The sequence below is a fragment of the Sphingorhabdus sp. EL138 genome (assembly GCF_900258045.1).
Lineage (GTDB): Bacteria > Pseudomonadota > Alphaproteobacteria > Sphingomonadales > Sphingomonadaceae > Parasphingorhabdus.
Genome location: NZ_OGVD01000001.1, coordinates 15,413 through 42,044, shown reverse-complemented (window position 1 = coordinate 42,044; position 26,632 = coordinate 15,413). Strand labels below are relative to the sequence as shown.

Here is a 26,632-nt window from a genome sequence, read left to right as displayed (position 1 = left end):
TTACGACTGAGATTGGGGCGGGAGCGTAAGTTCGCTTTGGCATGCGCGATCAGCAATTAATCTCTATTCTCTGACGGAAAGTCGACGCACTCCGACCAGAGAAAACACGTATTGCTCACTTGGCATGCACATGTTTATGGTAGGTCTCGTCAACGAGATCGCCCAACGCGTCGGAATGCTTGATCCCGCTCAACTTCACAGACGCGCTGGGCCTGTTGGTTGCGGACCTGAACGACCGCAATTTTGTCTCCTTTGGCGATACGGGTCGCGACTTCCTGCCGCCTGGCTTCGACTTCTTTTGACGCTTTGGCCGCATCATCGGGAAATTTTGCGTGCCCGATTGATATGGTCTGGGCGACCAGACTTTGCGCACGCCGGAGCTCTGGATCGCGCGCGTTTTCGGCGTGAGATTGTATCAGAAATCTTTCTGACAGAGCTTTCAACTTGCTCGGTTCCTTTTCGGGCTCCGCTTTCTCAGAGCCTGATTTTCGAGCTTCGCGGCGTTTTTCCCGTTCCGCAATCCTTGCGCTGAGACGGTCGGCTTCGGCCTGCGCGACTTTTGACGGCCGATAGTTCTCGACGGCCAACCCTTGCGAAGCAGCGGCAAGAAATGCTGCCTTTTTGAACTTGTCGCCGCCGTTGATCTGGATTGAATTCCAGCCATTGGCCTTAGCGATGCGAATAATATCCGGAAGAGCGTCGATATTGCGGGTTTTGAGGCGGTCAGTTTCGAGCCGGACAATTGGCGATTTGTCGTCCGATGTCCGGTAGAGTTTGTTACCGACACGTAGAAATTTGCCTGTGAGGTCGTCGGTGATCGTGGGCTTCGCCGTTTTGCGCATCGGCTTGGTTGGTGCGGGCTTTTCCTTGGCAGGCCTCGCTTTACCATCAAGGCTTCGTGCGCGATTTGCTGCGCCTTCGAATTCGTCAGTCATGCTCATCACCTTCCTCTAAAATGCCCTGCACCTCGCCGTCGCGATCAATGGCCAGCAGATCGGCGAACTGACTTGGATAATCTTCAGTTCGAATGTCGCTGCGGTTCAGTGGGTGGGCCGGATTACCTTCTGCTTCTTCATCGCTCATGTCCCGGAATGGCGCTGGGTGCGTGGTAACACGCGCTTGCCTTTCGATCGGCGGCACCACGGGTGCGGGCAGGGCCCGTCGTTTGAAGAAGCGGTTCTTGAAATAGGCTAACTTCGTGCCAATGATCGGCGGAATACCGCCGCGCAGCAAGATTAGTCTGTTTGCTGGAAACTGCATCAGTTCCTGCGGTAACATCAAGGCGCGGCGCTGCTCGGAAATGGACTTGGAGCGGTTGGCAAGCAGGCCGTGGATGGTCAGCGATTTGGTAATGCTTGCTTGTCCGACATAGCCAATGCGCTCCGACAGTTCGTTCGCACCGCGCAGTTCCTTGGGAGTGAAGGCGACCTCTACGCCGCAATTGGCGACGATTTCATCGGCAACATGCTCACCGTAAACACCGCGCAGCTGCGAGCGAGACTGGATTACGGGCAGAAGCCTGATTCCATATCCTGCGACATAGGAAAATGCGCTGGCAAGCACCGATGCGCGGCCAAGCCGTGCAAATTCATCGAGGATCACCAGTACCGGAACCTGCGTGTTTTCATCGGGCAGTTCGCGCACATTGAGATCGATGAGTTGCTGCAACAGGAGGTTGTAGAGTGGCGCAATGCGGTCAAGTTCATCGGGAGACACACCCAGGTAGATCGACAAAGGTCGTTTGCGAAGATCACGCAGATCGAAGTCACTTGCCGAAGTCGCGGCATCGACCAGTGGATTGAGCCAAAGGCCGAGAACGCTGGTGATGGTCTTTTTGATGTCCGCAAAGCTGTTGTCAGAACCACCGGCAAAATCGGCCAGCGCCGTCCGGCATCCGGCAGATAAGTCGAGTTCTGGCTTGGCCAGCTCCTTTTTGAAGAAACTGCGCGCGTCGCCTTCGGTAAGGTGGCGATAGATCGCGCCCATCGTCAGCGGTTCATTGCTGGTTTCGGCCAGCCAGGCACCGACACCTGCAAATCCGGTTCGTGCGCCGTTGGCCCAAAAAGCCTCGCCTCGTTCGGGCGTGATAAACAGCATCGTGGCGATCTTTTGCAATTCGATGATGACATCATCTGAGTCGTTTCGGTTGATATAGGCCAGCGGATTGTAATGGGCCGTGCGACCTTCACGGTTGGTTGGATTGAAGAGATAGACGTCCTGACCATAACGAGCGCGAAACCCTGCGCTGGCGTCGTAATTTTCGCGTTTTACGTCAAGGACAACAACTGAGCCTTGCCATGTCAGCAGGTTTGGAATGACAATACCGGTGCCTTTACCCGAGCGGGTTGGAGCTTCGACGATGACATGCTCGCTGCCACCAAAGGTCAGGAAACGGCCCCCCTTGCGGCCGAGGACGATACCGGAGCGGGCGCGAAAGCCCTGGCGCTTTATCTCGCTTTCACGGGCAAAGCGCGCTGCTCCATGCAGCGGCGCACCGCGCGCCCAAAGCACATAGATTAGGCCAATCAGGAGCAAGCCTCCGCCGATCAAACCACCCGTCATCGCCCGGACAACTTGTGGATCGCCGCGATAATACCAGACGAACTGGGGAATTTTGAGCGGATCATAGGCAGTGACGGGCAGACCTAGAATAAGCCACCCAATCATACTGGCTATGGTGAATGCAATGAGCAGCCCAAACGGAATTCCGATGAGTAATCTTAACGCCCCGCCGTCAGGCGGCGTGCCTGCCTTCTGGGTCATAATAGATCTCCGTTACCCGAAATTTACCGTCAGTCTTTTTGATTTGCACGACGCAATCCACGAGCATTTTTAGCAACGCCCGAATATCATCGCGCGCAAGATCGGAGCCACCTTCGCTTTCCTTGACCAGCAAAGTCAGCTGCTCGAACGCCAGTTCAGCGGAATCGGCGTGGATCGTCGTGATTGATCCGGGATGGCCGGAATTGACATTGCGCAGGTAAAAAAACGCCGTCCCATCACGTAATTCCTGGAGCAAGATACGGTCAGGGCGCATCCTGAGCGCGCTTTCTAGCAAATGTTTGGCGGTAACATTGGCTGTACCTTGTCCGTCCTTTGCATACAGCATGTGCACGACATTCTTCTGGCGAACGATCAATTCGCGCGTGTCTTCGATGGTTAAGAGCCGTTCTTCGGAAGGGATCAGCTGAATCAATCCCTTGGAAAATGTGGTCTTGCCCGAGCCGGTTGCACCCGAGATGAGAATGTTGAGCTTTGCTTTAACAGCGGCATCGAAGAACTCGACATGATGACCCCCGCGAAGCAGTGTGAGTAGGTCTAACTCATGCTGGCTCACCTTCTTTTCAGCAATCCGAGTGTTTTTGAACAAGCCCGCTGCCTCGAAATCATCCAATGTCATGGACACGCTTGATGGCTTGCGAATGGTGATTGAGACCGTTTCATCGGGGACAACCGGCGGGACAATGATTTGCACCCGCTCACCGCTTGGAAAGATGGTTGAAACGATAGGATTTTCGCGAGTAATATCCTGCGCGGTATAGGCGGCTGCGGCAGTCGCCAGCGCCATAAGCGTTTTGAAATCAAGCGAAGGCTCGCTTTCCCATGTCCAGTGCCCACGCCGTTCAATACCGACCTCACCGGGAAGGTTGATAACCAGTTCGGTGACGCTCTCATCAATCAGATATTTAGCTAAAGGCTGGGTCACGCTGTCCAGAACAGCGGTGTTTTTACCCGGCGCGGCCATTATTTAAGCGCAAGGCCGTAAACGGTCGAGAAATCGAAGTCCTGTGCGACGGTTATTCCAACGTCCTCACCCTGATTTTTGCGCAGGACCGGCTTGATGTCGCCATTCTGCTGCAAGACGGTGGAGGCTGCGTCAGATGGAACACGGGTTGTGTTCGAACCATTGTTTCCCAGGGCCTCGGCACCAATGGTTGCGGCATCTTCGACCAGGCTGAAAAGCAAAGCGGTGCCAAATCGTTTCCAGAAAAAATTCTCTACTTTACCGTCTACGCCGCCACGACCAAGTGCGTCGGTTGCCGGCGAGCCCACATCAATCGCGATGCCGCGGGGTGTCACTGCGCGCGTCCAGAGGACAAACAGGCGGTATTGACCCCGATTGAGGCCGCCTTGATATTCGCCAAAAATTTTCGTGCCTTTTTCCAGAAGCACGACGCGGCCATTGTCGGAATATACATTGCGCGGGACAATGCAGCTTACATAGCCGGGCTGACTGGAATCCATCGCCGTTTGCAACACGCACGGGATGAAGCTTCCCGCCGTAATCAAAAAATTGCGATCTGGAAGCGACCGGGCCTGAGCCTGCCCGATGACCGATGCGCGGCGGAGCGTATCAAGATTTGTGGTTTGCTGCGGTGAAGCTTCTCCGGTGCTCATTCCACTAACAGCCGCGTTAAGGTTAGCTGCACTGCCTCCATCGGCGCGCTCACCGCTATAGGCAATAAGTGTTGACCGCCGCGAAGCTTCTCGCAGTGCTTCAGCTGGCGATTGCTGACGCGGCTGCACGGTAGTCGTCGCTTGACCCTGTGGGGACAAGGCCTGCTTGCCAATCGCAGGAACGACGGGTTCTCCCAATGGAATAGGCGCATTGGGGTCTGTTCCAGCTTCTGCAAGCGTCGGTGCAATAACCGTTGCTGGATCATAGTCTGCCGCTTCGAGCGCCGGTTTGGGTTTTACGGGCGGCAATTCTGAATTGCCAGTGAGCCCGGTTCCAAGTGCAAGCACAGTAAACATAAGCGCCCCAGCGGCGGCGGCAAAGCCAATCATCTTTTTTGGGTCCATCGTTGTCCCTGGAATAGACGGCATTTTACTGCCGCGTTCGCCCGCCGGGCTGCGGTCAATTTCGTCTGGGTCAGGGGTTTGATCGACTTTAGCGCGTTCAGCGGCTCCGACGTCATTGGCTGTATCGGCCATCATCGTGTCTCCCCGTCATCTGTGCGTTCAACGATGCTTGATGCCGTGCCGGTTTTGGGATCGCGCCCATAAAAATTCGGAGCTTCATTGAAAATGCACAGCACCTTCTTGCCGCGCCTCAAACGAAGCTGCGCAAACACGCCATGCACCACCACAAATTCATCGCGAACATCAAACGGGACAATGCTCTCAGTGCCATCCGGATTGATTGCAAATATTGCGGGTAGTTCGCGCTGGTTCGGAAAGCGCAGAGCGGTAAATTGCCCATTGTCAGTAATTTCGGAAGGCTGGATTTTCGACGACCCCTGAACACTATATTTGAGATTACGGGTGCCTTCGAGAACGCCCAGATCAAGCGCCGAGCGGATTGCGCCTGATTGCAGCGTGACGGCCTGTGTGTATGCCGCTCGGGTAGCAGCAGCTTGCGCCGCCGCTGCCTCTTCGCGCGGATAGCGGAAGGCTACCTTAAAGAAGGTATCCGGTGATTTTTCTCGAATCGCGCCCCGGCGTGCGCTCAGCTCAAACGTATATGTACGGCTACCTGCATTTGAGCGAGTTATGACGATAAGGTTAGTTGGCCCCGCACGCTCGCGTGGTTTGATGAATAGCGAGTTTTCAGCCGGAGCAACTTCCCAGGATATCGTGTCGCCGAGCGCGACATGCTCGACACGTTCGCCCGGAGAAAATACTATCTGCGTTGCCGACCGAAAAACTCCAACAATACGGAAGACCTGATTTTCGTTATAGAAGACTTCGCGAATTCGGCTATCTTGCGCTGTTGGCTGAGGGGTTTCACCAGCCATTATTGGCGATCCGCTAAACAGCAGCGTCAATAGGGTGAAGTTTCTTAGATTTTTCATGGTGTGACCTCCAGATCGGCGCGATAGGTTTGCACTTCCAGCCCCAGTGGATTTTTGAACCGTTGCTGTTCGGTAGTTGGTGTGTCTGTGGTATCGTAGGTCACGGTTGCGATCGCCTGCGTGTCAGTGACGCGCGAACCTTGCTGGAGCGATTTGGTGAAGCGTATTTGCGCCACGTTTTTGGAGACGAATGTGACCGATTTGACCGCGATGAATATTGTATCGAGATCGGTAAAGACGTTCTGCGGCGAGCTTGCATTGTTTTTGCTATAGAAGGCGGTCCAGCGTGCCTGTTCCTCGCGTGACGACATTGCTAGCACGCCCTCAAAAAACTCTTTGCGCGCTTGTGGTATCCAGCCCTCGCGGTTGCGGACATAATCGGCGAGAAAGTATTTGGCGACAGCTTCATTGTAGGTGATCTGGTTATCGCCCGACATCTGCGCGGTAATCTCACTCGCGCCGGTCGCCTTATCGACAGTGATGACATAGGGCGCGACGGTTTTAAGCGGCGTCAGCATTGCAACAGCGGCAACGCCGGTAATCGCAAGACCGCTGGCAACCGCAGCAACTATCCACGCGAGCCGTTTTGAACGCCGCGATGCAACAAAGCGATCGTGATCCCAGCTTGCGCTTTCCGCAAAATAGGCCTTGAGATCATCTCTATCGGTGACGCCGCATACCATCACTCAGCAGCTCTGATAAACGCGCTTTGGCTGCGCGCTGGTAATTGGCGGGACTATGTTTTGGGTTTTGTCGCCGCGTCTTTTCTTGGGTTTTAACAATGCTGATGATTTGCTCGGGAATACTTCAACACCTTCACGTTTCGGCTCTTCGCCCGGTTCATCACTGGACGGTTGCCCTGCAGGCGTTGAGGTTCCAGTCTCGGGATCGACGGTCGGCAATATAGAGCCGTAAGGATTGGCTGGCCTGCGCTTCTTACCGTCGCACTTTGAGAGCTTGGGCGACTTTGGCGCAGCTACAATAGGGCTGGCAGGTATCGAGATTGCCAAGGCGGCAATCAGAGCCATGATTTGTTTGCGCATAATTTGCTCCTCAATTTGTTCCGCGACTGACCGAACCTGATGTTCGCATTCTTGCTATGCCGCCTGCAAAACCGCGTTCGATGGCGCGGCTTGTTGCCTGCGCACCGGTTGCTCCGCGTCCGACAACAAACCCGCCTGCTGCTGCGATTGCCGAGGCAAACTGGTTGGCGAGGGCGGGGCCGCCGCCGCCAAGTGAAGCCGCCAGCATCGGGATCTGTAGGAAGAAGAAAAAGCCGAGTGCGTAGAAGGCCAGAGCTTTGATCGCAGCCATACCGATTTCGTCATTTTCAGAAATAGTGGCGATGATTGCTTCGCCGGTCTGGGTAAGAAACAGCGTCAATACCAGCGCGAAGACGATCAGCATCAAATAGTTGATGCACGCGCCCAGCCAGGCAAAAAAATAGCCGCGCGCGGACTCAAATAGAAGTGCCGCGACAAAGAGCGGACCGACCACCGACAACAAAGCCAGTGCGAACAAGCCAAACGCGCTGATGACGAAACCGATGGCAGCACATAGCAAGGTGGCTATAAGGACCATCACCACCAGAAAACCCGAAAAAACGGCATAGCCAATATCAGGAAGCGTGCCTTGAGTTTCCTGATAATTCGCCGCGATCTTGCGCATAGTGTTGGCGGTTTCAAAGCCAGTGCCTGCCAACTTGTCATAAAAGCCGCCAAGGCCGCCAACATCCGCGCCGCCAAGAGCTGTGGCGAACTGGCTTGGCAGGCCGCCAAGTGCGAACATGCCGATCTGGGTTCCGTAAAGCGAGGTTACGGCAAAATAGAGGAATGCGAGCTGGCAGCCGCGATAGGCATATTCGCGGAATGGATATTGTACAGCGCCGCGCATGATCGCGTAGCCGAGCAGCGAAATATAAATCACGATGCCGATGCGCAGCGCGGGCGATACAATGCCGATTATAGCAGCATATTTACCAACGATCGCGCCCAAGGCGGAGTTAAGCGCCTCGAACATCGTGGTAAAAACATGATCGCTAAAATTCATTTCGGCATCTGGTCCTTTTGGTTTGTTTCTATTGGGTCAGTTGAAGCTGTGACTTGGCGAATGCTGCTGCACGGCAGTTGGTCGTAATCACGGCAGGCTGTTCGCTCACCGGGGCATTCGAACCTGCCCATCGGCGACAAATTTCCTGCATTGGCTCGATCTCGGCAGGGTGGGCAGCATAATATTTCCAACTTCTGGCTGGCATATCGCTGTCCGTCCCGTTCGAAGTCTCAGACACGCCGCACCCCGCGAGCAATAGTAGGATCGTTAGGCGTGCAGCCCGCATGGTCATTGCCCCCGGTAGTAGAGGCTTGCTTCATCAAGCTTTTGTGCCAAGGCAGCTTGGCCCTCGGCAGCGCGAGCGCGTTCCTGTGCTTTTTGTTGTAGGGCGATGGCTTGCAAGCGCAGCTGGTCGTTCTGCATGGCGGCAGATTCCAATTGCAACCGCGCGGTCAGATCAGCTACTTCCTTGGCCGTGGATGCGGTAGCCAATCTGCTGCGTAATTGGTCCAGTCCCTGCGACCGTGATGTAACAGCAGCGCCGACATTTTCTGCAAGGCCGGCATTGATACCAATGTTACGCGCACCCAGATCAAAGGCCGCGCGCGACTGCTCCGAGCCTGCAAGGCCAAGCCGGTCCAGAAGTCCGCGATAGACTTCATCAGCCTTTGCGCGCCCTGCGCCAACAACATTGAGATCGCCAGTTCCGAACCCTTCGAGGGAACCGTTTGATGTGTCGAGTTCGCGTAGCGCATCGGTTTTGAGCTGCTGGGCCAATGCCGGAATATCGGTGAGCTTGTTTAAATCCTCATAGAGCTTTTTAGCTTCGGCAATTTGCTCCTTGCCTTGCTGGACCATTTGTATGGTTTGCCTGACCGTGTTGATTTGCTGGATCAGGCTGGCGCTGTCATGGACCGCTATGCCTTGGGCAAATGCGGGCACGGGGGCTGCGAAAAGCAGTGTTGCACATAGTATCTGTGTCAATTTCTTCATGATTTTACCTTTCTTCGTGGTTCAGCGCCGTTGTTGGACTCAGCTGGGACGCCTCCGGCTATGGAAGAGGGGAAGCCAGGTGGCAGGGTCGCTGCCTACCTCGGCAATGATTTCATCGACTTGGGCTGTGGTTTCGGCGCGGCCCGACAGGACCGCCAGCGCGTCATCAAGACCGCTCAGATCGAGTTCGACCACCACGCTGTCATGGCCCTGCTTGACCAGAAACTTGTGGCTTTCAGGCGAGAGGTCTTCGCGCACGAGTTTGAATTCGGCTTCGGACAGCGCAAACCCGTCGACATAATCGCGGCGAGCACCAAAGGGATTGGGCAGCATGATCTTGGTTGCGACCTGTTCGAGGATCGAATGGCTTATATCGCTTTTAAGCGCGTCTGCTGGTGACTGTGTCGCGAACACCATAAGGGCATTGCGCTTCCGGTAAGTTTTTAGGCCATCCTGGGCGAAGCGCCGGAAGGCTTCATCGCCCAGCGCTTTCCAGAATTCATCAATGCAGATAATCATCCGCTCGCCGGTTAGGAGCTGGTCGATCCGGTGAAAGAGATACAGCATGACGGGCGTACGGATATCGGCGTTGTCGAGGAAGTCGGTCATGTCGAAACCGATGAACCTGGAGTCGAGCGTCATGCTGTCATCGGGATTGTCGAACACCCAGCCTAGCGAGCCTTCCGACGTCCATTTTTCTAACCTCGCGCCAACGCCGCTAGCATCCTTCATGCCGAGCATCGAGCGAAGTGCGCTTAGCGAGCGGTCAGCGACGGGCAGCTTCATGACCGCATTTATGCCGTCCTCAATACGTCGTTCTTCCTGTACCGAGATAGGCTTGCCGTCAGCGCGGACCAATTGGCGGATGAATAGCGAGAGAAAGTTCTTATCCGGGGCGCAGTCAGTCAGTGCCTTCAGCGGGGAGAAGCCGGTGGAGATGCCATTATGCAATGCGAGATAAGTGCCACCGCTTGCTTGCACGAAAATCTGTGCGCCGCGATCTTTGTCGATGAAAATCTGCCGCGCGCCGGTCTTTTCCGCTTGTGCCATCAGAAAGTTGAGCAGCACGGTCTTGCCGCCGCCGGAAGGACCAATGATCAGCGTGTGACCCAGATCGCCTTTATGGAAATTGAAGAAATAGGGGCTGCGCGCGCTGGTTTTGAGAAGCGCTATTGCATCACCCCAATGATTGCCGCTCGCTTGTCCCGCCGGAAAAGTATGAAAGGGTGAGAAGGCAGCGAAATTGAGTGATGTGATAGGCGCAGGCCGGGCGCGCCACGCGAAATTGCCGACAAGCTGCGACCAATAGGCGGCTTCAAGCGCAGCACCTTCTCGTGCTGCGACCATCCCAGTATCGGCAAGCGCCGCTCGCGCCACAGACATATGATCGCGTAAGGCGCGTATGTTTGTCCCATAAACGGCGAGCGTGAAATGGTGATCGCCCAAAACAAAACGATTTGACATCAGATCGTCGCTTGCATCAATCAGCGCATCAGCCTGGCTGACCGCGCGGTCGCCTGAATTTTCCATTTGCGTCATGCGCAGGCGGAATTTCTCGGTTGCTGCGGCCCGCCCAAGGAATGTGAAAGACTGTGTCAGCACGAACCCGAAATCGACTGACAGCAAGGCTTCAAACTGGCGCGGGGTGGTTTGTGCGGGATATTCTCGGATTCCGAAAATTCCGCCAAAGGCAGATGTGTCGGCACCGCGAACCTCGATAGTTTCCGCGCCGAAAATCGTCCGCGCGCGGTAAAGCGCGCCGCCCAGATGGCCGCGAACCACGGGAACACGGACATGGCGTCCGGTCATTACCATATCAGCGACTTCCATCGCTTCGGAAAACATCAATCCGCGGTGTGTGTATATCCCGCAGCGGCGCGGCTGACAGCGCGCCATGAGCTTTTCAAAGTCACGAGCCTTGTCGTCGAGCAATTCGACCAGTGCCTCGTCAATCAGCGGATCTTTTTCTGCTTGCTTTGAAACCTTCCGTTTGAAGATCTGGATGATTTTGTCGCTTCCAGTTGCAGCAGGGCGAATGACAAGGCCGACAAAGAAGCGATTGATGAACATCCGCTCCCGGTTGATGCGGCCAAAATAGGCGCGGTCCAGATCGGCGGCGAAACCAGATTGGAATGCCCCACCGGGATATTGATCCACGCGCATCCTGATAAGATGGGTCCACACCGATAACCGCTCATCATGCAAGTTCCGCAGCAGCCCGTTCAATTTCGTATGCCAGTCGTTGAGATCACGAACATCGGACGTCTCGAAGGCACGGCCCGTTAGTTCGAAAGTCAACATGATGTCGCCAGAATCGAGCGCCACCATTTCCTCGTTTATATGGCGAGCATAGGGCAGATACTTTTCAGGGGTTGCCTCGCGCTGCGCTATTTTGAGCGGCACAGTATTATTGGAGGCGAGCAATCTACCCATGACGGCCAAAGCCTTTGCGGCGCAAGCCCGTCAGAGGCAGCGGCGAATAGCTGCTGCCGCCCCAGAAACTGCGGTTCCGATTGCCAGCTTTCGTCCGGCCCCAAAGGAACAGCAGGCGAAACGCGTTGACATCATGCCGCACGATCAGTCGCGAAATTGAATAGCCAAAAGCCGCGATCAATCCAGCATAGAGCGGGCTATTGCTTTGAATCAGTACCGATGCGCTGGCGATTAACAGCAACACCGCCGCTTCAATTGGAATCCCCGCCCAGAGCGCTGGGCGCGTCACCGCGAGGAATAGCGTGTTCTTTGTCAGAATTTCGGTTTCATCGTTCATCGCCTTCAACCCGCAATGAGGCCAACTATGGAATCCGCCGAAAAGACTATGGCGATGCCAATAATAACCGTCACCAGAACAGCAGTAGAAGCGCGCCCTGTAAACCAGAGTAGGCCGGTTACAATTACGGCGATCACTGCCAGCGTGCGAAGAAGCGTCGATGATAAAAGGCCACGCACATTGCTTGCAAAGCTTTCCAAATTTTGTGCGTAGGCAGGCTCAGGCAGCGTAATCGAAATTAGCAGTGCGGATATCAGTGCTATGCTCCACATAATCCCGCTTTGCCGATTGCTTCGATACAAATTGAATTTTGATGCGCAAAATGTCCGCCTTGCGCGAACGCTCTGCGCCATCTTAAGTATGATGCTCATCTGCTGCCCCTTTCATTCTCTGCGAGTTTTCTGGTTTCGTGATCGTAAGCTGCACGCTCAAAGAGGTTCCAGCGCGGGGGCGGAGCAGGGCGAGCCTTCGGTTGACGCACCGCATTTTCAGCGAAGATATCCGCACGAAGAGCACTGCTTGTTTCCGCGATTGGCTGCGATGCCGGCGTAGTGTAAGACACTTGCAAATCGGTGATTCCAGCGTTGCCGACGACCTTTGCAACATATCCGTTGCGAAACCCGCGAGACTGGCTTCCGGTGTTATACATCGAGAGGGCGACGCGAAGGGCAGTTTGTGGATCGCGTCCGGTTTTTGCCGCATTGTAATTACTGGTCATGACTTTGCCCAACGCTGCGATATTGATGCAGGGATCAAAGACCGTCTCCCAGGTCAAACCAAGCCAACGCATATTGCGCGAGTTGATTTGGCCAAGACCGAGATCAACTGAATATCCTGCGGCTACATAGCGTTTCGCGGTGGCTGCTGCTTCTGCTGCGCTGGACTGGCGGCGCGGTTGCCGTCCGCCATTGACGTTCAGGGCGAAGACGTGACCCCGGCTTTCGGTATGAACAATCGCCAGAACCGTATCGGGTGCTACTGAGGGCGCGCATTGTAATGCCAGTGTCGCGATGGCAGCAGCAGAATAGGACATTATAAAACGAGGTTTTCTGTTCTATAATGGAATATGAAATACTTTAGGGGTTTCATTGTATAGATTCCAAACTGCTATTTTGAACAAGAACAAAAATTTGCAATTGTTGAATGAAATATAGTTCATTCTGCAATATTTCAGATATAGGTTTAGAAACAAATTTTAGTCGATTTGACTTACTTGTCGAAAACTGCGGGGAGTTTTGCCCTCCGATTCTAATCTGCTAACTACTTTGAACGATTCACGTCAGAATAGGATGCCTTACAATCGGGGAAGGCGTCTAACGATCGTGGTCGATTGAACAATCGCTGTGTCAGTTGATGAGAATGGCAAAAACTGATCAACAACAGATTGGAGCTCTTGTACGTCACTGACGATCACTTTTGCCATAAAGCAATCTTCTCCAGTTACACGATCTGCCTCGACTACCTCGGGAAGGTCGATGAGCATCTGCGCCACTCTCTTGACTTCGCCTGGCATGGCCCGCATTCGTATGTGTGCAGCCACACAGAGCCCGAATACCGTCGGGTCGACTACGATTGTGAAACCCTGTATCGCGCCCGCATCTTCCATTTTGTGGATGCGTTCTTTGATACTTGGGCTTGAGAGGCCGATTTTTGCTGCAAGTTCTCGTATGGTCATTCGACCGTTTTCGGTCAAAGCGGCTATTATTGCTCGATCAATTTTGTCGAGGGGCCGGATAACATAGCGGCTTCGGTTCATATTGGACTTCTATTTGGAATTACCCAGCTAGGCCTTAGGATTACTAAGGCGACTGTTTGATTTTGCCTTATTTATCTCCATTTAAATTGGAAATTGTAATGAATATGAACTCATTCAATAGCAAAGATTCAATTGCTTATGAGCTCACGGAAGTATTTGGTTGACCAAAACTGTCATTTTTGACGAATTGAAAAATTCTACGAAGGTATAATTAACTTTCTTGTGTTGAAGGTTTCTGCAACGTCTTGAATATTGCCGAGAGGGGGTGAAATTCACTTTCCGATTTCAAAGAACGTTAAATTGTTTTTGCCATAACACTACATGTGATTTCATTATTTTTGTAGGAAGCCTTAATTTGCTAGCGCGGCAATGAGATAACTTACCTGGCGAGTGAATTTTCAGAGTCAAACCCTGTCAAATCACAATCAAGGCATTGATTTACATGCGACCCGGCCGTTAGGGAGGAGGAGAGGGCCGGGCCGCATATTAAAACGCAAACGGTTGTAGGCGCTGAAAACGGTTTACCGATAGGCGCTTTGAATGGCCGTGACGGTATTTTCGGTATTGTCGATATGACTTGCTATGAAGCGGAAGTTGACGAGTGAGGCTTCATATCCGTTATAATGTTCGGTTATTGCACCGGCTGTTGCGTCGGTGACAACTTGCACTTCAAAGCCTTGCTCAACTAGTTCGCGCATGTGCGATTCTGTACACAGGTTGGAGGACATTCCAGCGAGGATAATTTTTGAGATACCGGCTTTACGCAGCTGCAGCACGAGATCATTGGTTTCCGGTCCATAGACTTTATGCGGGCTGGTGACGACGGTTTTACCATTGTTGATATATGGCTTATATTGAGGCAGCCAATCCGCTCCAGATCCTTCAAACCCTTCCAGCGACAGCTGACCTTTACGATCGAACATGCCAATGGAGTGCATAAGCTGCTCGAGTGCACCTTCAAACTTCCATTTGTGATCATGTTTGAAATAATAATGCGGGGAGACAAATACTGGCATGTCAACTGTTTGAGCCACTTTGAAGAGCTTCTCCAAATTCTCAACAGTGCCATTATCGGTAACACTTTTCCCTACAACACCCCAGGTCACACCTTGCGGTGAAAGAAAATCAACCTGAGGATCGGTGATGACGATTGCAGTTGTTGCAGTATCAATCGTGAAACCAGGATCAGGTAGACCATCATTCACTGGAGGTGTCGTAGCCGTTGCCACTTGAATGTCTTGTGCGAGGACGGAGCTTATACTGGTCGACAGCGAAAACACCGTAACTATCGACGCTACCAGCAGTTTCTTTGTCAGTTTGCGGTTGTTCAAATTCATCATGATATTTCCTTTTCAGATACCTTGATTAGGAGGAATGTGATTTGTTAATGGCATCGCATGCCAATAGATTTCAAATAACCAGACTTATCGAAATTTTGTTATCTCGGCGTTTCTTCCATAGCCTCCGCGAGGCTTTGATCATCTATTGCTCTGCAATGAAATTCGATTAAGTTTCAATTTGTCATTTTCTTCCTGAAACACAGAGATTTTTTGACTATCTCTCTATACTTTCGGCGTGATGCCAAAATGTTTCTCAAAGGCGGTTGTCATATGAGATTGTGAAGAGAAGAGGTATTCAAAAGAAATTTGACAAATTTGCAACATTGTTTCGCGCAACAGACGTTGAGATTTCGTTAGTCTACGTTCTTGAACATATTGATGCGGAGAACGACCGAAAAGTTCTTTAAATTGACGAAGATAATGCCACTCTGAAAGACCGGTAATTGATGACGGTCCTTTCAATGATATATGCTCTCCCAAATTATCTTCAATCCGACCAACCGTTTTGCGTAATTTTTCTTGTTTCGTTGAATTTGTAATCGGGATGGAAGATTCAGCGCGTTGGCTTATCACTCGTAATGCATTGAAAATAAGTAGCGCTGCAGCTTCCACCAATACAGATTCTATCGATGCTGTTGAAAATGCTGTTGATGCCAATTGTTCACCGCAAAATCGCACGCTGGTTTCGAATATTAGAAAGTCTCTAAATATTTGAACACCTATCTTATCCCAAACCGGAATATCGGAAAAATTCGAAACTCACTTGAAGCTGAGCACAACGAGCCTGCAAGAACGATCCAGATCAACGCAAAAGAGTTTGTCGGGGCTGGTTAAAAAAGTGCCTCTCTCGTTAGCGTTCCGATGGTTCTCTGCCACCAACCCGGTCTCGTGCTTCGACTATTGTAACAGCAGAGCCAATTTACGATAATTCTTTGACTGCGGCCAAACCGCTCAAACCGGCGCCAACGATGACTATATTTCTAGAATCCACATCTTGCATCAGATTGCCGGAGGCGTAGCAAAGCGAAGATTACCGTATTTTACCCAGAGAGTGGCTCCACTCAGGCCCGCTGTCAGTTTACCTTCATACCCATCGGGCAAACGAAGCCAGTCATGTACGCCAAATTTTTCTTCGTTTTCCGTCACCGAACCCGATAGAATCAAGATTTCTGCACCGCCATTGGTATCGACCATTGCCTCAATATCAGGCTGCCATATTTCGCGAACAACCGTTTCACGGTCATCTTTGTGCAGCATACCGCTGGAAACGCCATTTCTGCTAACATCGTCAATCGATACGATGTCATCCATATGAAGTTTCACAGAGTTCCTGTCCTCCATGTCAAATTGCCATAGCTTAACAAAAATTGTGCAGCCCGGTTTTGATCCGGGTCTGTGCGAAGAGGTTGGCGGGTTTCGAATATAGGAACCGGCCGGGAAATCGCCATGTTCATCCTGAAAAACACCATCAAGCACAATAAACTCTTCTCCGCCTGTATGGGTATGCCTTGGAAAATGGCTATTTGGAGCGTATCGAACAATGGTTGTCGCACGCGCTACTTCATCCCCGATACGATCCAACATTTTACGATCAACACCTGCTGACGGAGAGCTTTGCCACGCATTGCTTCGATTGAATACACGCGCACGGGCTGTAAAATCTGCATTGAGCTCCATTATTCTCTCCTTTATCTCATCGGTTATTTGATGCCGCGTTTGTCTAGGAACGCGCGAATTTTCGATGCTATCAATTTGCTGTCCTCTTCAAGAGCAAAATGTCCGGTATCCAAGATATTGTAATCAAGATCTTTGACATCGCGCTTGAAACCTTCGGCGCCAGGAACCGGGAAAAACGCATCATTTTTTGCCCAAACAATTAGAACAGAAGGCTGATGCTTTCTCAAATAAGCCTGCCATTCAGGATATTTGGCTACGTTGTTGCGATAGTCATAGAACAATCCCAACTGAATATCGTGTTGGCCCGGACGTGAGAGGCTTTGAAAATCAAGTAACCAGTTATCGGGCAAAATATTATCAGGATTGCGGGTGCCGTGTGTGTACTGCCACTTCAGACCATCAAGGCCGAACACTTGTGAAGCAATAGCCGTTTCCAATTCCGTATTGCCGCGGCCTACCTCCCACAATTTCATGATTGGACCCCATGCTTCCTTTGCCAATCCTTCTTCATATATATTGCCGTTTTGTACGATTAGTGCCTGTACGCGTTCAGGGTGTTTTGTGGCTATACGCATACCAACAGGGGAGCCATAATCTTGAATGAACAGCGAATATTTTGCGATACCTTTCTGTTCCAAAAAGCTATTAATAGTTTTAGCAAAATTATCGAAATTATACTTGTATTCGCTAGCGGATGGATAATCACTGGCCCCAAAACCCGGGTAATCCGGGGCAATAAGATAATATTTGTCACTCAATTCGCGGATCAGATTGCGATATTGATGCGATGAGCTTGGGAAACCGTGCAACAAGACAATCGCTGGATTGGACGGATCGCCTGCCTCGCGGAAAAACACTCGCGTGCCTTCTATATCCTCATAACCATAGTTTACATCGGCTGCTTGGGCTGGTTGAACTGCGCTGATTGTCGCTAGCAATATTGCGGCGGTCATACTGCGCAAATTTATCAATGTTTTATAAAAATTCATCATCTTCCTTTCAAAATTTATGATCGATTGATTGAGTGACAGTTGGTCCCTTCCGACAGCCATTGCTTCGGAAACAAGAACAGATTCTGAATATCTAATAGCGAAGTCTCCAAGGTGCCAGTTAATGATAACCGCAGGAGCTTCAAAGCAGTCAATATGGAAGCCGTCGCTGACAGAAGGCAGTGCTTCGATATTGTGAAATTGCTTTTTACTTTCAACTCCATCAATTTTACCTTTCTGGCGTAGTTTAGAATTGTTCAGTGATAACTGCGGAATTGATGGGATTATTCCAATAAATGGAAATTCCAGATTCTTGCGATAGTGGTGAGGTTCGCCTTGAATGGGAATGGCCGTACGGAAGCGTGAGTAAGCCGAAACTTTGGATCTGCGCATCCCTTGCGTTTCAGATTACATAGTAATTATTCGGTCGCGTTGGCTTCTTCCTAGAGAGTGGAAATGGGCAGATGTACGGGGGTGGGGGACATCTGCCCATATTGGACGACCAAGAAGCATCGGAGGGAGATATTTTGGTCGCCTATAGAGAGATTTCAAAATCTGGACTGTGCAATCAAGTTGTCCTTTTTCAATTATCTGCTCTGAAGGGTTATATGATCGATAATCTTTTATTTTTATTCTGGATTATATGAATTTCAGATTGTTGCCATTCACATTTCTTGAACGCGTAAAACGTTGGATGCCAAGTTCAGACTGCCGCGCAATACATCGACAAAGGCTTAATCTGCTGGTTTGAGAATGATCTTGTTCTATCTCCAATTTGTTTTCGGATCATTTGTGGATACCTTCATAATCACTTGAGGGTTGCTGATAATACTGGCTTGTGAACATCGATGCCGTAGCAAAGGCTTAGAATCACAACATTATCGAAAGGCTATTGATGCTTGGCGCGAACCGTCAATTCTTGGTAGGCTTGAAATCGAATGAATGATCACCGTACATGTAAAACTCGCATGGCGTATCGGATACGCAGGCAGTTGTATGGACGCTTCCTGCAGGTACTTCCCAATATGAACCGGGGTTCAGTATCGGAGCATTTTTATCCCCTTGAAAAGGGTTCGTCATCTGACCTTTCAACACAATCGCACGATAATCATGGGTGTGGGTATGTTCAGGCGTTTCAAAATTGGCTGGAAAACTCCCATAAGTACCATGAGCACCAGTGGAACGATCACCATAAGCAACAGCAAATGTAATAGCATCATTGCCTGGAAAGCCTGGGTCAAATTGTCGCTGTTCTTCGGGTATAACTCGGTCCGTTACCTTGATTTCTGATGGCTTAACTGATTTAGCCAACAAACTGGCTCCACTTGCCGTAAGAAGACAGATGGCGGTAGCGGCGATGGCGATTTTTTGCATTTTCATTCTACGATCCTTTTTACTGGGCTGTTATGGAACTCGCGTGCTTAGACTCAGTTTTGCTGGTTATGGGCTTCGACAAACCATAAAGATTTATCTATCCCGCGAGAAATTTCGGTAAATATATCGGACGAATTCTGGTCGTCCATATCGGCGGCTACATCAATCGCATGACGGATCTTGTCTCCAAAGACTGCCAAAGCATTAGACAAGCTTTCGACATGATCTACTTGCTCCTGTGAGCCGAGAGGATATTCGGGCAATGACGAAAATTCAGCAGCACTGCGGACAGTGCCATTTGCTTGACCACCGAGCGCCACGATACGTTCCGCAATGAGGTCAACATAACCGTCTACTTGAGAGTGTATTCGATCAAATAGCTCGTGCAAAGCAATGAAGTTCGGGCCTTTGACATTCCAATGCGCTTGTTTTGTTTGTGTCATCAGATCGCATCCGTCAAATAACCGTTCCTGCAAAAGTTCGATCGAAGCCGTTCTGATATTATGAGAAAGAGTGTTATTTGTTTTGTACATCCGATATCTCCACTTTGACAAAGTCATTTTTGAAAGCACTTTTTGTTTGATTGCGTTTTGTTTACGCTTCCTGCTTAATGATGCTTTTAGAATGCCGTGGTTATTGTAATCTTGCCATGCTCTGAAAGACAGTTGCGCACTCGTTTCCGGGTGTCATTTTAGGTACAACTCTTCTTGAGTATTAGCGGTATTTTGATGGCGTTGTGCCCAAAATCTCTCGAAACAAATCCGTCATGTGAGATTGAGAGGAAAAACCCGCATCATAGCGGAAATCAGATCAGTTTGTTCAAATGCTCATGTGTTGGTTTTAAAATCTAGAGAAGCAGATTCAATTTTGCAGCAGATATCGAGTTGAGAGAAAGACAATGCCTGCTATTTTGTCGATAGCAGGCATTGCCGATGGCTCATTTTGGAATTGGTTTTGCGTTTCCTTTGTGAGCTTTCAAAGTCCCGCCTTTGGCTACGCAGCTACCCTTGTTTGTGTAAGTCCAAGCGTTACCCTGATAATTTATCGTAGAGGTGCCAGCGCAACTCGTACCAGGTCCAGCAGCACAGTCATTTTTTCCGGCGAGCGAGATACCGAAGCATTTTTCTTTTGCGCCGGCAGCATGAGCCACATTTGAAGTTAGCGACAAGGCCGCCGTAGCAGCAAGTGTGGCAGCAAGTGCGGTGATAGTCTTGGAGTTGTTCATCTATATTTCCTTAAATTAGAATTGAATGAAGCTAGGCTTAGTCAATGGACCGATGTCCATTGACATCATTTGTAGTTAGCTTGTTTCCAGAACGCTTTATTCCAAAATTCAACGGCTTTATTAGATTACGGAGAGCGGATTACAAAAAGTTCACTTTTTGAATTCCAGTGAGTTTCAGATTTGAACTGAAGGAGATAGTATCTAAGTTTTCGTAAGGCGTCAGTTCTGAATGGTTGATGATAGTGAATTTCTAATCTGGATTGACTGTATGATCGGAGGATGCCGAGTTTCTGGACTAAATCCGCACAGCTAACCTCTCAGTTGGTAGTTTGCTAATTTGTTAGTTATGTTAACTTAGCGCAGAAGAATGGGATATCAAACTGAGGACCTGATAATATTTGAGGGTTGAGAAGTCTGCAATGAAGAAAGAGACGGCCAATCAATCATCCTCTAGGCGATGGGAAGGTGATGGTTTCTTGTTCGGTTGGTGGTCGGAGCAGAGAGATGTCGAAGTTGAAATGGTAACAACATATGATGCCATTTTTATCAATCTTACTCCGTCTCGAGGTCATGGAAGAACCTGAGATTAAAACCTCATTCTTTTAGTGTTGACGAAAAAGCTGTGGTTTTTATGCCTGAAGGGGTTGATGTAACTTACCAAGCGGAGCGTATCGGTGAAATGCTATACGTGGGCTTCGATCCGCCATTTAAGGATCGATTCGTTGACTAACTTTCTCCAAAAATTTTATTGGATGGTCCAATACATAATAATGGACCATTTAACGGATATAATGAAATGTCCCTATTAGTGACGGATTTTCTGTTGTCGGATGGCTTTGGCGGTGTTCTGCGCTGTGAGGCGCTGGCAGCATTGATGTTGACTGGCGCAATTGGCGAATTCGATCAAACATTGTCCTTGACCAATAGGCACCATTTACGCCCGACCAATATTGACGTGAGAGATTGAGGTAGGTCCTTTCAATATAAGGATGGCAATGGGTCGATCGAATAAAGTACAATATAATTTTCCAATTGAAATCCTAGAATTGTGGCGTTGGCAGAGAGTGTGCTGTTAGTGAAGGTCGACGAAGTAATTTTATTCTGCGGAAGCAAAATATGGAACATGGGACTTTGGACTCTAGATCGTTATCGACATTCCGACGGCTGTCGGGACGACCTTGTCTCCAAATTCCTGCTCCAGACTATTGACGGCGCGCCAACCCGTGCAATGTCCAGGCAAGATTAGGTCTACATCAAATTGACCAAAATCGTCGACGGTTTGTTCAATGATCTTTTCGTTTCCGCCTGACAAATGAAAGCCGCCCATTAACGCATGAAGACTAGAATCTGGAAAATCATTCCGTGCAGCATGCATGACGTTTACGATGCCCGCGTGGGAGCATGCCGAAAATACCACTAATCCTTTCCCGCGCACATTTACCGCAAAATAGCGCTCGTCCATAATCAAAGGGTCAGGTTCCCATTCGGTACCATCCACTGATCTGCGCATGTGCCCTGGGAATCCTTGTTCATAGGATGTAATCCTAGGGATTTCTCCACTGACATAAAACATGTTGTCTAGAAAGGCTGCGGATTGATCAGTAATAACCGGCGTTCCGTGATGGTGTTCAATATCTTGTGGATTCGGGATATCTTTGATTGGAAGGAGCCCTTCATTTGGCATAGGCAGAGCTCTTTGACGAAACATTTCAGGATGCAAATATACCGGCAGTTCAGGTTTTTCTTCAGCAGCCTGTATAAGATCGAGAGCTTGTAACAAACCGCCAGCATGGTCCCAATGGCCATGCGAAAGTACAACGGCTTCAACCTCTTCCAATCGCGCACCTAAACGAGTAGAATTATACTCCACTGCAAAGTCAACTGGACCTGCATCAAATAGCACTGTGTGGGCTTTATCGCCTGAATAAGCCTTTACCAAAAGTGCAAGCCCGTGATTAGCGCAACATTGGCAGCTGCCACTTAACTGACTCATTCCTGCCTTATGTAGGTTGCTCCACTCTGACCGGAAATTATCCGGCGTGCTCGAAAGGCTGTCTGTTTGATTGTCAATCAAAACCAAAATTTCGATATGGTCAACTTCAATCAAGCTTTGCTCTGCTGTTAATTTCATGAGATGCTCTTTCTTATCTGTTGATTGGTGATTTGAGAAATCTACCAACCTTCTCATGCTTTAGAGATTTCGAATCCGCATGCGGTAATACGGAATGGGTATTGCTATCGTCGCCGGATGTCATTTCAAAGATCCGGCGCTAACAGTATTTTTCTAACTGAGGCGTTTAGAAAGTGCCTGCGCAAGAGGTACTGCAGATGCCGGGCTTTGACCGGTCAAAAGTGGCCCATCCTCAACAACATGCGGTTCCCAATTGGTAATACTAACATAGTTGGCGCCGCGCGCTTTTAACTCATCTTCCAACGAAAAGAGAAGATGATGCAAAAGTTCAATTTCACTGTCTTCGTCATTTTTGAAGCCCGTGAGATTGAGGCCTTTAACCAGATATTCACCGTCAGACTTTTTAACATCTCTTAGAATAGCCGGCCCGTGACAGACCATTGCAATTGGCCTTTCGGATTCGTAAAATTCACGAATCATTTTAATGGCATGAGAACTTGATACCAGATCCCACAACAACCCATATCCGCCGGGGAAGAACAGAGCATCGAATGTGTCATGATCAACATTGGAAAGCTTGCGGGTTTTTTGTGCAGCATATAGGGCGACAGGGTCGTTTGAGAAGCGTTCGGTATATTCTGTGGTATATGGAGCTTTCATACTAAGGAGGTCAATGGGTACATTTCCGCCGTCGTGAGAAGCAAATACTACTTCGTAACCGGCTTCGGTTAAAATATAATATGGCGCAGCTAATTCGGTAAACCAGGTTCCCGTCTGCTTACCGCTAATACCCATTTCGTCTACAGAGGACATTACTAACAAAATTCGTTTCTGATCGTTTCCTGTTGTCATGGCGTTTCTTCTTTCTTTAATGTTCCGACATCTATTGGGGGATTCCGTAGATGCTGAATACCATGATAAAGCTTCTCCAATTAGAGGTATTTCAAGGTGTTGTTAGTTGTATCAAATACTTGCTCTTGAATAATATTGTTCGGAGTGCGTTAATTGTGTCACCTAAACACCCTTTGAGAAATTTTGATTACAAGGTCCGCTATGATGGCGATAATCATTGCGCTGGAACTAGAAGTGTTTTGGAATGTTATTTTCGCTATTTCGATCTCGTCGTGCATTATCGATATTACGGTTGGGAGCATTGGATCTCTCAGTTCGGTTTTGTTGGGGGCTAATAGGAGCAACCTGATGTCCATCCACGAGAGGCGGAGGCATAACGCGGTATTCACGTATAGGAGCGTGAAATTGGATTAAGGCGCTTAAGATAAGCCCCAGCAAACCCGATAGATATACGGTGTGATTTCGCTTCATTTTCAAGACTTTATCTTTGTTTAAAACTTTGAAATACGCACGAGCTGTACTATTCCTAATTTGGCTAAATGCTTAATGGATAGAAACAATCCAGCAGTGATTATTAACCGACCCGTTTCAGCCACTTTTACTTGACGAGGCTTAGCCTGATTGGAAACTTGCTGGGTCCAATTTGTTAGTCTTACTATCGTTGATCAAACGGGGAAAAATGGTTGTAACTGACAACGCAGAAATTGCTGCCGCCAATGTGACCTTTCTTGGTTTTCTTTTTCTATTTTGCGTCGCCATGAGAGTATTCCTCTTTCGCATTCTGTTCACTGCCTACCAGCAATAACTCCTGAGTTAGATGCTTTAACCCTGCTCAACGGAAACATCTTGCATGTAATTTGAAGTATCAAGTTATTGTCATGAGCGAATGACCTGCGCCGATCTGGTGACGTTTCTCTGGCTGAAAGTCCCATAATTCAGTCCGCGAATTAGAGCTGCAGCCATAGAAATTGGCGATCATCACATTGATGGTTCAAGCCAATATGCACAGTCACTTTGAACTCAATATTTTTGCCTTTTCGTTGTCAATTTCTGCCGCCTAAAGCCGGCATATGCTGTACTCGCTGGGCATGAGCCACTCAACGATCAGTTGGCAAATGATCTGATCGATATACTGTTTGGTGGGGTTTCGGCGAATTAGACGGACAGATGTATAGCGATTTCGAATTCGAAAAGTGGGCATCAGGAAAAACCAATAATGACAATATTGGATTCAGAGTTACGGAAAATAGCACTATCGATGGACGGTGTGACGGAGAAACCTCATTTTGATCGAGCAGCCTTTAAGGTAAAACGAAATTTTGCAACCTTAGCACCAGAAAAAACCACGGTGAATCTGCTATTCCTTCCAGAAGAGCAGGAGCTACGATGCGAAATGTATCCCAGTTGTTTTGAGCCGGTTCCCAACAAATGGGGCGAACGTGGTTGGACAATCATGTATCTGAATCGCGTCGATATAGATATCGCAAGATCAGCAGAACATGCGGCTTGGTTGAACGGCAAATAAAAACCTCGCCACCTCAATCGGATCGCCGAGCGCACAAGCTAGTGTCCGCTTCATCCCGAAAGCGGATACTAGCTATTGGACTTCTAGTTGCCACGCGGTCGGTAAATCAGGAAAATGCCCCCAATGCTGCCAAGGCAACTCATTCTGAACAGGGAGACGAGATACTAAGCCCCATCTCGGAGGATCAGGGAACCCAAACCAGGTATTGTCTATCAAGAACAAGTCTTCACCGTTTAGAGTTGTGAAATGGCTTATATCCTTTGACTGTAACCAGTCCTTTTGATGTCCAAATATCCCGCCTTCAGGTAAATCTTCCCAACGAATTTTTTGCCAAGCAATTTGTTTGAGAGCACGTTCGTGGAATCCTTCTTCCTGCCGATCAGCGGCGCTCCAAACCTTAGTCCATGGAACCGGTTCCCAATCTGGAAATACGGCATTTCGTTTGTAAATGGCCATTTGGAGAGCTTACTACGTTTTTCTATGTCTGCAACATCCCGAAAGCGGACATTGGTTTGTCAGTGCCATCGCTTTTGTCAGCACTTCGGGAAACCAGCCTGCCTAAAGCTAGTTCGAAAGCTTGCCTCGTAAATAGACCAAAGCACGTGCCAATGCCTTGTCTGACGAAACTTCCACATCGGGGACAACGCCTTCATCTTCCCAATTTGTACCGGTGATGCGGTTAACCGGTCGCGTTTCGGGAATACCTATTTTCCATCCGCCAGTTACCGATACTCCATCACCCAGCATGTGCGCGCCGCCGCCGCTGCGCTCTCCTATAATGATGGCTCTCCCCTCAGCCTGCAATCCATATGCAACGGCTTCAGATGCGGAGAAGCTAGATTTGTTCATCAGAATGACCAACGGTCGTTTGGCACCGTATCTTGGCCAGCTCAAACTGGGTTCTTCCAATTTTTCTGGCTCACTGACTCGGGTTTCCATTTTACGCTGAATAGGGTTGTTGGCCTCTTTGAATGTCCATTCGATTGGCCAAGCAGTCTCCGGAGATCCCCCACCATTTCCTCGCAAGTCAACAATTGCTGCATCGCTGGTCGACAAAAGCTCGAACGCGCTCGCCAATGCTCGTTCGGCGGGCTCATATTCGTAAAAACTCGAGAGAGCCAAATAGGCAATATTACCCTCGAACCGTTCAACATGTTTTACCCCAAATGCATTTGATGCGGCTTCTTTGCGCCATTCGGCAACCCAATCTTCGCCGTCCGAGTTGTTTGGGCCAGCTGTAAATTCCACATAGAAATGCTTGTCACCGGTTACTTCCCGGAGATGTCGTGTCAGAAAATCTGCGAAAGCTACGCCATCTTCACAATGCTCATCATATGTTCCGAGCAAGTTTTTCCTTCGCAAAGTTTCGGCGCTTATTTTTGCGTTCGATTCCAGAACGTACCTTGTTTCAATTGCGTCGGCAATCTCAACGACGGCTATGCGTTCTTCCGCGCATACGCCCATGGCGGCAGCGCTAATGATCAGTGTTTGCATAATCATTGCTGATCGTCCTTCCTTTCAACGTATCTTCTATCCGTAACGCAAAATCGCGTTTTTCCAAGGCATCATCCAATGCATCAACCATGTTCATAAAACCCGGTGCTGCTTCATCAAGCAAGCTTTCGGCAGCCAACTGCACTTGGTCGGATATTGCATCGGCTTTTGCTAATTGTGAGGAACCGAACGGCGTTAAATGCAGCATTTTGCGTCGTCGATCGCTAGAATGAGATTTCCTCTCAATCAGGTCAGCTTTCTCCATTGCTTTGACAACTTGCACGACTGCCACGTGACTCTGTCCAAGCATTGAGGCAGCTGTTCCGCTGTCGATGGCCCCTTGCTCGCGCAGAAGCATGCCAAGAGCAAACCAGCGCTGCTCAAACCCCAGTTCCTCACGATACAATGCCGTAACATTGCCATTGAGCCTTTCAAACAAGCGCCGGAGCCGAGTACCCAGCACCTTCACTCCTGCATCTCGGAGATAGTCTTTTCCCATATGAGTAACTACTTACATAAATATCTTTGAGTCAAGCCTAATTAGTAATACGGGCTATTTGGTTTCATCCGATGCCTACTTTTACAAGCACAGCAATCGCCAATTCAAAGGAGTGCGAATTCCATAATTGATATTGCGCCGTATGAGTATCACTGTATTAGTA

The 26,632-nt window shown here is 49.6% G+C and carries 29 protein-coding genes and 1 pseudogene; 2 read left to right on the top strand and 28 right to left on the bottom strand.

What is annotated here, in order from left to right; genetic code table 11:
* Positions 1 to 149 precede the first annotated feature (149 nt).
* The 23 genes and pseudogenes from DK507_RS00225 to DK507_RS00110 all read right to left on the bottom strand — a co-directional run bounded on the left by DK507_RS00225 (position 150) and on the right by DK507_RS00110 (position 19,968).
* The gene (locus DK507_RS00225; RefSeq protein ID WP_109354000.1) at positions 150 to 935 is read right to left on the bottom strand and encodes an LPD7 domain-containing protein; all 786 of its coding nucleotides are present in this window, start codon (positions 933 to 935) and stop codon (positions 150 to 152) included.
* Positions 928 to 2,763, bottom strand: coding sequence for a type IV secretory system conjugative DNA transfer family protein (locus DK507_RS00220; protein ID WP_109353999.1), 1,836 nt, complete (start codon positions 2,761 to 2,763; stop codon positions 928 to 930). The genes DK507_RS00225 and DK507_RS00220 overlap by 8 nt, the downstream gene beginning before the upstream one ends.
* A complete protein-coding gene (virB11, locus tag DK507_RS00215; RefSeq protein WP_109353998.1) occupies positions 2,735 to 3,745 on the bottom strand; it encodes a P-type DNA transfer ATPase VirB11 in 1,011 nt (336 codons plus the stop codon). Before virB11 ends, DK507_RS00220 begins: the two co-directional genes overlap by 29 nt.
* Positions 3,745 to 4,938 carry a type IV secretion system protein VirB10 gene (virB10, locus tag DK507_RS00210; RefSeq protein ID WP_254054209.1) on the bottom strand — a complete coding sequence of 398 codons (1,194 nt, stop codon included), beginning with the start codon at positions 4,936 to 4,938 and terminating at the stop codon, positions 3,745 to 3,747. Before virB10 ends, virB11 begins: the two co-directional genes overlap by 1 nt.
* Positions 4,935 to 5,795: a P-type conjugative transfer protein VirB9 gene (gene virB9 / locus DK507_RS00205; RefSeq protein WP_109353997.1), complete on the bottom strand. Its 861-nt coding sequence runs from the start codon at positions 5,793 to 5,795 to the stop codon at positions 4,935 to 4,937. Before virB9 ends, virB10 begins: the two co-directional genes overlap by 4 nt.
* Entirely contained in the window at positions 5,792 to 6,478 is a 687-nt protein-coding gene (locus DK507_RS00200; protein WP_109353996.1) for a virB8 family protein, read from the bottom strand. The genes virB9 and DK507_RS00200 overlap by 4 nt, the downstream gene beginning before the upstream one ends.
* Positions 6,479 to 6,481: 3 nt before the next feature.
* The gene (locus DK507_RS00195; RefSeq protein ID WP_109353995.1) at positions 6,482 to 6,838 is read right to left on the bottom strand and encodes a hypothetical protein; all 357 of its coding nucleotides are present in this window, start codon (positions 6,836 to 6,838) and stop codon (positions 6,482 to 6,484) included.
* A 10-nt stretch (positions 6,839 to 6,848) separates the two neighbouring features.
* A complete protein-coding gene (locus DK507_RS00190; protein WP_109353994.1) occupies positions 6,849 to 7,844 on the bottom strand; it encodes a type IV secretion system protein in 996 nt (331 codons plus the stop codon).
* Between the two features lie 28 nt (positions 7,845 to 7,872).
* Entirely contained in the window at positions 7,873 to 8,082 is a 210-nt protein-coding gene (locus DK507_RS00185) for a hypothetical protein (RefSeq protein WP_162558813.1), read from the bottom strand.
* A gap of 50 nt (positions 8,083 to 8,132) precedes the next feature.
* Positions 8,133 to 8,837 (bottom strand): type IV secretion system protein, encoded by a 705-nt coding sequence (locus tag DK507_RS00180; RefSeq protein ID WP_109353992.1) that lies wholly within the window; start codon positions 8,835 to 8,837, stop codon positions 8,133 to 8,135.
* Positions 8,838 to 8,876: 39 nt separating this feature from the next.
* Positions 8,877 to 11,270 carry a VirB4 family type IV secretion/conjugal transfer ATPase gene (locus DK507_RS00175; RefSeq protein WP_109353991.1) on the bottom strand — a complete coding sequence of 798 codons (2,394 nt, stop codon included), beginning with the start codon at positions 11,268 to 11,270 and terminating at the stop codon, positions 8,877 to 8,879.
* Positions 11,263 to 11,607, bottom strand: a complete 345-nt coding sequence (locus tag DK507_RS00170; protein ID WP_109353990.1) for a type IV secretion system protein VirB3 — start codon at positions 11,605 to 11,607, stop codon at positions 11,263 to 11,265. The genes DK507_RS00175 and DK507_RS00170 overlap by 8 nt, the downstream gene beginning before the upstream one ends.
* A gap of 5 nt (positions 11,608 to 11,612) precedes the next feature.
* Positions 11,613 to 11,960, bottom strand: a complete 348-nt coding sequence (locus tag DK507_RS00165; RefSeq protein ID WP_254054208.1) for a TrbC/VirB2 family protein — start codon at positions 11,958 to 11,960, stop codon at positions 11,613 to 11,615.
* Between the two features lie 14 nt (positions 11,961 to 11,974).
* The gene (locus tag DK507_RS00160) at positions 11,975 to 12,640 is read right to left on the bottom strand and encodes a lytic transglycosylase domain-containing protein (protein ID WP_109353989.1); all 666 of its coding nucleotides are present in this window, start codon (positions 12,638 to 12,640) and stop codon (positions 11,975 to 11,977) included.
* 261 nt (positions 12,641 to 12,901) lie between these two features.
* Positions 12,902 to 13,363, bottom strand: a complete 462-nt coding sequence (locus tag DK507_RS00155; RefSeq protein ID WP_109353988.1) for an Lrp/AsnC family transcriptional regulator — start codon at positions 13,361 to 13,363, stop codon at positions 12,902 to 12,904.
* A 521-nt stretch (positions 13,364 to 13,884) separates the two neighbouring features.
* Entirely contained in the window at positions 13,885 to 14,703 is an 819-nt protein-coding gene (locus DK507_RS00150) for a cysteine hydrolase (protein ID WP_216822305.1), read from the bottom strand.
* A 222-nt stretch (positions 14,704 to 14,925) separates the two neighbouring features.
* Complete coding sequence (locus DK507_RS00145) at positions 14,926 to 15,360, bottom strand: helix-turn-helix domain-containing protein (protein ID WP_162558812.1); 435 nt, start codon at positions 15,358 to 15,360, stop codon at positions 14,926 to 14,928.
* A 342-nt stretch (positions 15,361 to 15,702) separates the two neighbouring features.
* On the bottom strand, positions 15,703 to 16,380 hold the full coding sequence (locus tag DK507_RS00140) for a cupin domain-containing protein (protein ID WP_109353984.1): 678 nt from the start codon (positions 16,378 to 16,380) through the stop codon (positions 15,703 to 15,705).
* 23 nt (positions 16,381 to 16,403) lie between these two features.
* The gene (locus tag DK507_RS00135) at positions 16,404 to 17,762 is read right to left on the bottom strand and encodes an alpha/beta fold hydrolase (RefSeq protein WP_216822304.1); all 1,359 of its coding nucleotides are present in this window, start codon (positions 17,760 to 17,762) and stop codon (positions 16,404 to 16,406) included.
* A gap of 519 nt (positions 17,763 to 18,281) precedes the next feature.
* A complete protein-coding gene (locus DK507_RS00125) occupies positions 18,282 to 18,749 on the bottom strand; it encodes a DUF4437 domain-containing protein (protein WP_109353979.1) in 468 nt (155 codons plus the stop codon).
* Positions 18,750 to 18,796: 47 nt separating this feature from the next.
* A complete protein-coding gene (gene dps / locus DK507_RS00120) occupies positions 18,797 to 19,276 on the bottom strand; it encodes a DNA starvation/stationary phase protection protein Dps (RefSeq protein ID WP_109353978.1) in 480 nt (159 codons plus the stop codon).
* Between the two features lie 181 nt (positions 19,277 to 19,457).
* Positions 19,458 to 19,529, bottom strand: a pseudogene (locus tag DK507_RS18175) (hypothetical protein); the annotation flags it as partial.
* A gap of 151 nt (positions 19,530 to 19,680) precedes the next feature.
* The gene (locus tag DK507_RS00110) at positions 19,681 to 19,968 is read right to left on the bottom strand and encodes a DUF2282 domain-containing protein (protein WP_109353977.1); all 288 of its coding nucleotides are present in this window, start codon (positions 19,966 to 19,968) and stop codon (positions 19,681 to 19,683) included.
* Between the two features lie 796 nt (positions 19,969 to 20,764).
* Here DK507_RS00110 and DK507_RS17725 point away from each other — a divergent pair.
* Positions 20,765 to 20,935 (top strand): hypothetical protein, encoded by a 171-nt coding sequence (locus DK507_RS17725; RefSeq protein WP_162558811.1) that lies wholly within the window; start codon positions 20,765 to 20,767, stop codon positions 20,933 to 20,935.
* Between the two features lie 171 nt (positions 20,936 to 21,106).
* Here DK507_RS17725 and DK507_RS00105 read toward each other — a convergent pair whose 3' ends face one another.
* Both DK507_RS00105 and DK507_RS00100 read right to left on the bottom strand, forming a co-directional pair.
* A complete protein-coding gene (locus tag DK507_RS00105) occupies positions 21,107 to 22,099 on the bottom strand; it encodes an MBL fold metallo-hydrolase (RefSeq protein ID WP_109353976.1) in 993 nt (330 codons plus the stop codon).
* 153 nt (positions 22,100 to 22,252) lie between these two features.
* Positions 22,253 to 22,951 (bottom strand): type 1 glutamine amidotransferase domain-containing protein, encoded by a 699-nt coding sequence (locus DK507_RS00100; protein WP_109353974.1) that lies wholly within the window; start codon positions 22,949 to 22,951, stop codon positions 22,253 to 22,255.
* Positions 22,952 to 24,167: 1,216 nt separating this feature from the next.
* Here DK507_RS00100 and DK507_RS00090 point away from each other — a divergent pair.
* Positions 24,168 to 24,476, top strand: a complete 309-nt coding sequence (locus DK507_RS00090; RefSeq protein ID WP_109353972.1) for an MmcQ/YjbR family DNA-binding protein — start codon at positions 24,168 to 24,170, stop codon at positions 24,474 to 24,476.
* 72 nt (positions 24,477 to 24,548) lie between these two features.
* Here DK507_RS00090 and DK507_RS00085 read toward each other — a convergent pair whose 3' ends face one another.
* The 3 genes from DK507_RS00085 to DK507_RS00075 form a co-directional block, all read right to left on the bottom strand.
* Positions 24,549 to 24,932, bottom strand: coding sequence for a hypothetical protein (locus tag DK507_RS00085; RefSeq protein ID WP_109353971.1), 384 nt, complete (start codon positions 24,930 to 24,932; stop codon positions 24,549 to 24,551).
* Between the two features lie 108 nt (positions 24,933 to 25,040).
* Positions 25,041 to 25,976: a S41 family peptidase gene (locus DK507_RS00080; protein WP_109353969.1), complete on the bottom strand. Its 936-nt coding sequence runs from the start codon at positions 25,974 to 25,976 to the stop codon at positions 25,041 to 25,043.
* A complete protein-coding gene (locus DK507_RS00075; protein WP_109353968.1) occupies positions 25,951 to 26,469 on the bottom strand; it encodes a MarR family winged helix-turn-helix transcriptional regulator in 519 nt (172 codons plus the stop codon). Before DK507_RS00075 ends, DK507_RS00080 begins: the two co-directional genes overlap by 26 nt.
* Between the last annotated feature and the right edge of the window lie 163 nt (positions 26,470 to 26,632).

What these genes read in the sequence shown, in the direction of transcription:
- DK507_RS00090 (WP_109353972.1), top strand. Translation starts at nt 24,168, where the DNA reads ATGACAATATTGGATTCAGAGTTACGGAAAATAGCACTATCGATGGAC.
- dps (WP_109353978.1), bottom strand. Translation starts at nt 19,276, where the DNA reads ATGTACAAAACAAATAACACTCTTTCTCATAATATCAGAACGGCTTCG.
- DK507_RS00195 (WP_109353995.1), bottom strand. Translation starts at nt 6,838, where the DNA reads ATGCGCAAACAAATCATGGCTCTGATTGCCGCCTTGGCAATCTCGATA.
- DK507_RS00150 (WP_216822305.1), bottom strand. Translation starts at nt 14,703, where the DNA reads ATGATGAATTTGAACAACCGCAAACTGACAAAGAAACTGCTGGTAGCG.
- DK507_RS00155 (WP_109353988.1), bottom strand. Translation starts at nt 13,363, where the DNA reads ATGAACCGAAGCCGCTATGTTATCCGGCCCCTCGACAAAATTGATCGA.
- DK507_RS00110 (WP_109353977.1), bottom strand. Translation starts at nt 19,968, where the DNA reads ATGAACAACTCCAAGACTATCACCGCACTTGCTGCCACACTTGCTGCT.
- DK507_RS00165 (WP_254054208.1), bottom strand. Translation starts at nt 11,960, where the DNA reads ATGGCGCAGAGCGTTCGCGCAAGGCGGACATTTTGCGCATCAAAATTC.
- DK507_RS00135 (WP_216822304.1), bottom strand. Translation starts at nt 17,762, where the DNA reads ATGCGCAGATCCAAAGTTTCGGCTTACTCACGCTTCCGTACGGCCATT.
- DK507_RS00225 (WP_109354000.1), bottom strand. Translation starts at nt 935, where the DNA reads ATGACTGACGAATTCGAAGGCGCAGCAAATCGCGCACGAAGCCTTGAT.
- DK507_RS00175 (WP_109353991.1), bottom strand. Translation starts at nt 11,270, where the DNA reads ATGGGTAGATTGCTCGCCTCCAATAATACTGTGCCGCTCAAAATAGCG.
- DK507_RS00100 (WP_109353974.1), bottom strand. Translation starts at nt 22,951, where the DNA reads ATGACAACAGGAAACGATCAGAAACGAATTTTGTTAGTAATGTCCTCT.
- DK507_RS00190 (WP_109353994.1), bottom strand. Translation starts at nt 7,844, where the DNA reads ATGAATTTTAGCGATCATGTTTTTACCACGATGTTCGAGGCGCTTAAC.
- DK507_RS00125 (WP_109353979.1), bottom strand. Translation starts at nt 18,749, where the DNA reads ATGAAAATGCAAAAAATCGCCATCGCCGCTACCGCCATCTGTCTTCTT.
- DK507_RS00160 (WP_109353989.1), bottom strand. Translation starts at nt 12,640, where the DNA reads ATGTCCTATTCTGCTGCTGCCATCGCGACACTGGCATTACAATGCGCG.
- DK507_RS00085 (WP_109353971.1), bottom strand. Translation starts at nt 24,932, where the DNA reads ATGGCCATTTACAAACGAAATGCCGTATTTCCAGATTGGGAACCGGTT.
- DK507_RS00220 (WP_109353999.1), bottom strand. Translation starts at nt 2,763, where the DNA reads ATGACCCAGAAGGCAGGCACGCCGCCTGACGGCGGGGCGTTAAGATTA.
- DK507_RS00105 (WP_109353976.1), bottom strand. Translation starts at nt 22,099, where the DNA reads ATGAAATTAACAGCAGAGCAAAGCTTGATTGAAGTTGACCATATCGAA.
- DK507_RS00180 (WP_109353992.1), bottom strand. Translation starts at nt 8,837, where the DNA reads ATGAAGAAATTGACACAGATACTATGTGCAACACTGCTTTTCGCAGCC.
- virB9 (WP_109353997.1), bottom strand. Translation starts at nt 5,795, where the DNA reads ATGAAAAATCTAAGAAACTTCACCCTATTGACGCTGCTGTTTAGCGGA.
- DK507_RS00170 (WP_109353990.1), bottom strand. Translation starts at nt 11,607, where the DNA reads ATGAACGATGAAACCGAAATTCTGACAAAGAACACGCTATTCCTCGCG.
- DK507_RS00140 (WP_109353984.1), bottom strand. Translation starts at nt 16,380, where the DNA reads ATGGAGCTCAATGCAGATTTTACAGCCCGTGCGCGTGTATTCAATCGA.
- DK507_RS17725 (WP_162558811.1), top strand. Translation starts at nt 20,765, where the DNA reads ATGTCCCTATTAGTGACGGATTTTCTGTTGTCGGATGGCTTTGGCGGT.
- DK507_RS00200 (WP_109353996.1), bottom strand. Translation starts at nt 6,478, where the DNA reads ATGGTATGCGGCGTCACCGATAGAGATGATCTCAAGGCCTATTTTGCG.
- DK507_RS00075 (WP_109353968.1), bottom strand. Translation starts at nt 26,469, where the DNA reads ATGGGAAAAGACTATCTCCGAGATGCAGGAGTGAAGGTGCTGGGTACT.
- virB10 (WP_254054209.1), bottom strand. Translation starts at nt 4,938, where the DNA reads ATGATGGCCGATACAGCCAATGACGTCGGAGCCGCTGAACGCGCTAAA.
- virB11 (WP_109353998.1), bottom strand. Translation starts at nt 3,745, where the DNA reads ATGGCCGCGCCGGGTAAAAACACCGCTGTTCTGGACAGCGTGACCCAG.
- DK507_RS00080 (WP_109353969.1), bottom strand. Translation starts at nt 25,976, where the DNA reads ATGATTATGCAAACACTGATCATTAGCGCTGCCGCCATGGGCGTATGC.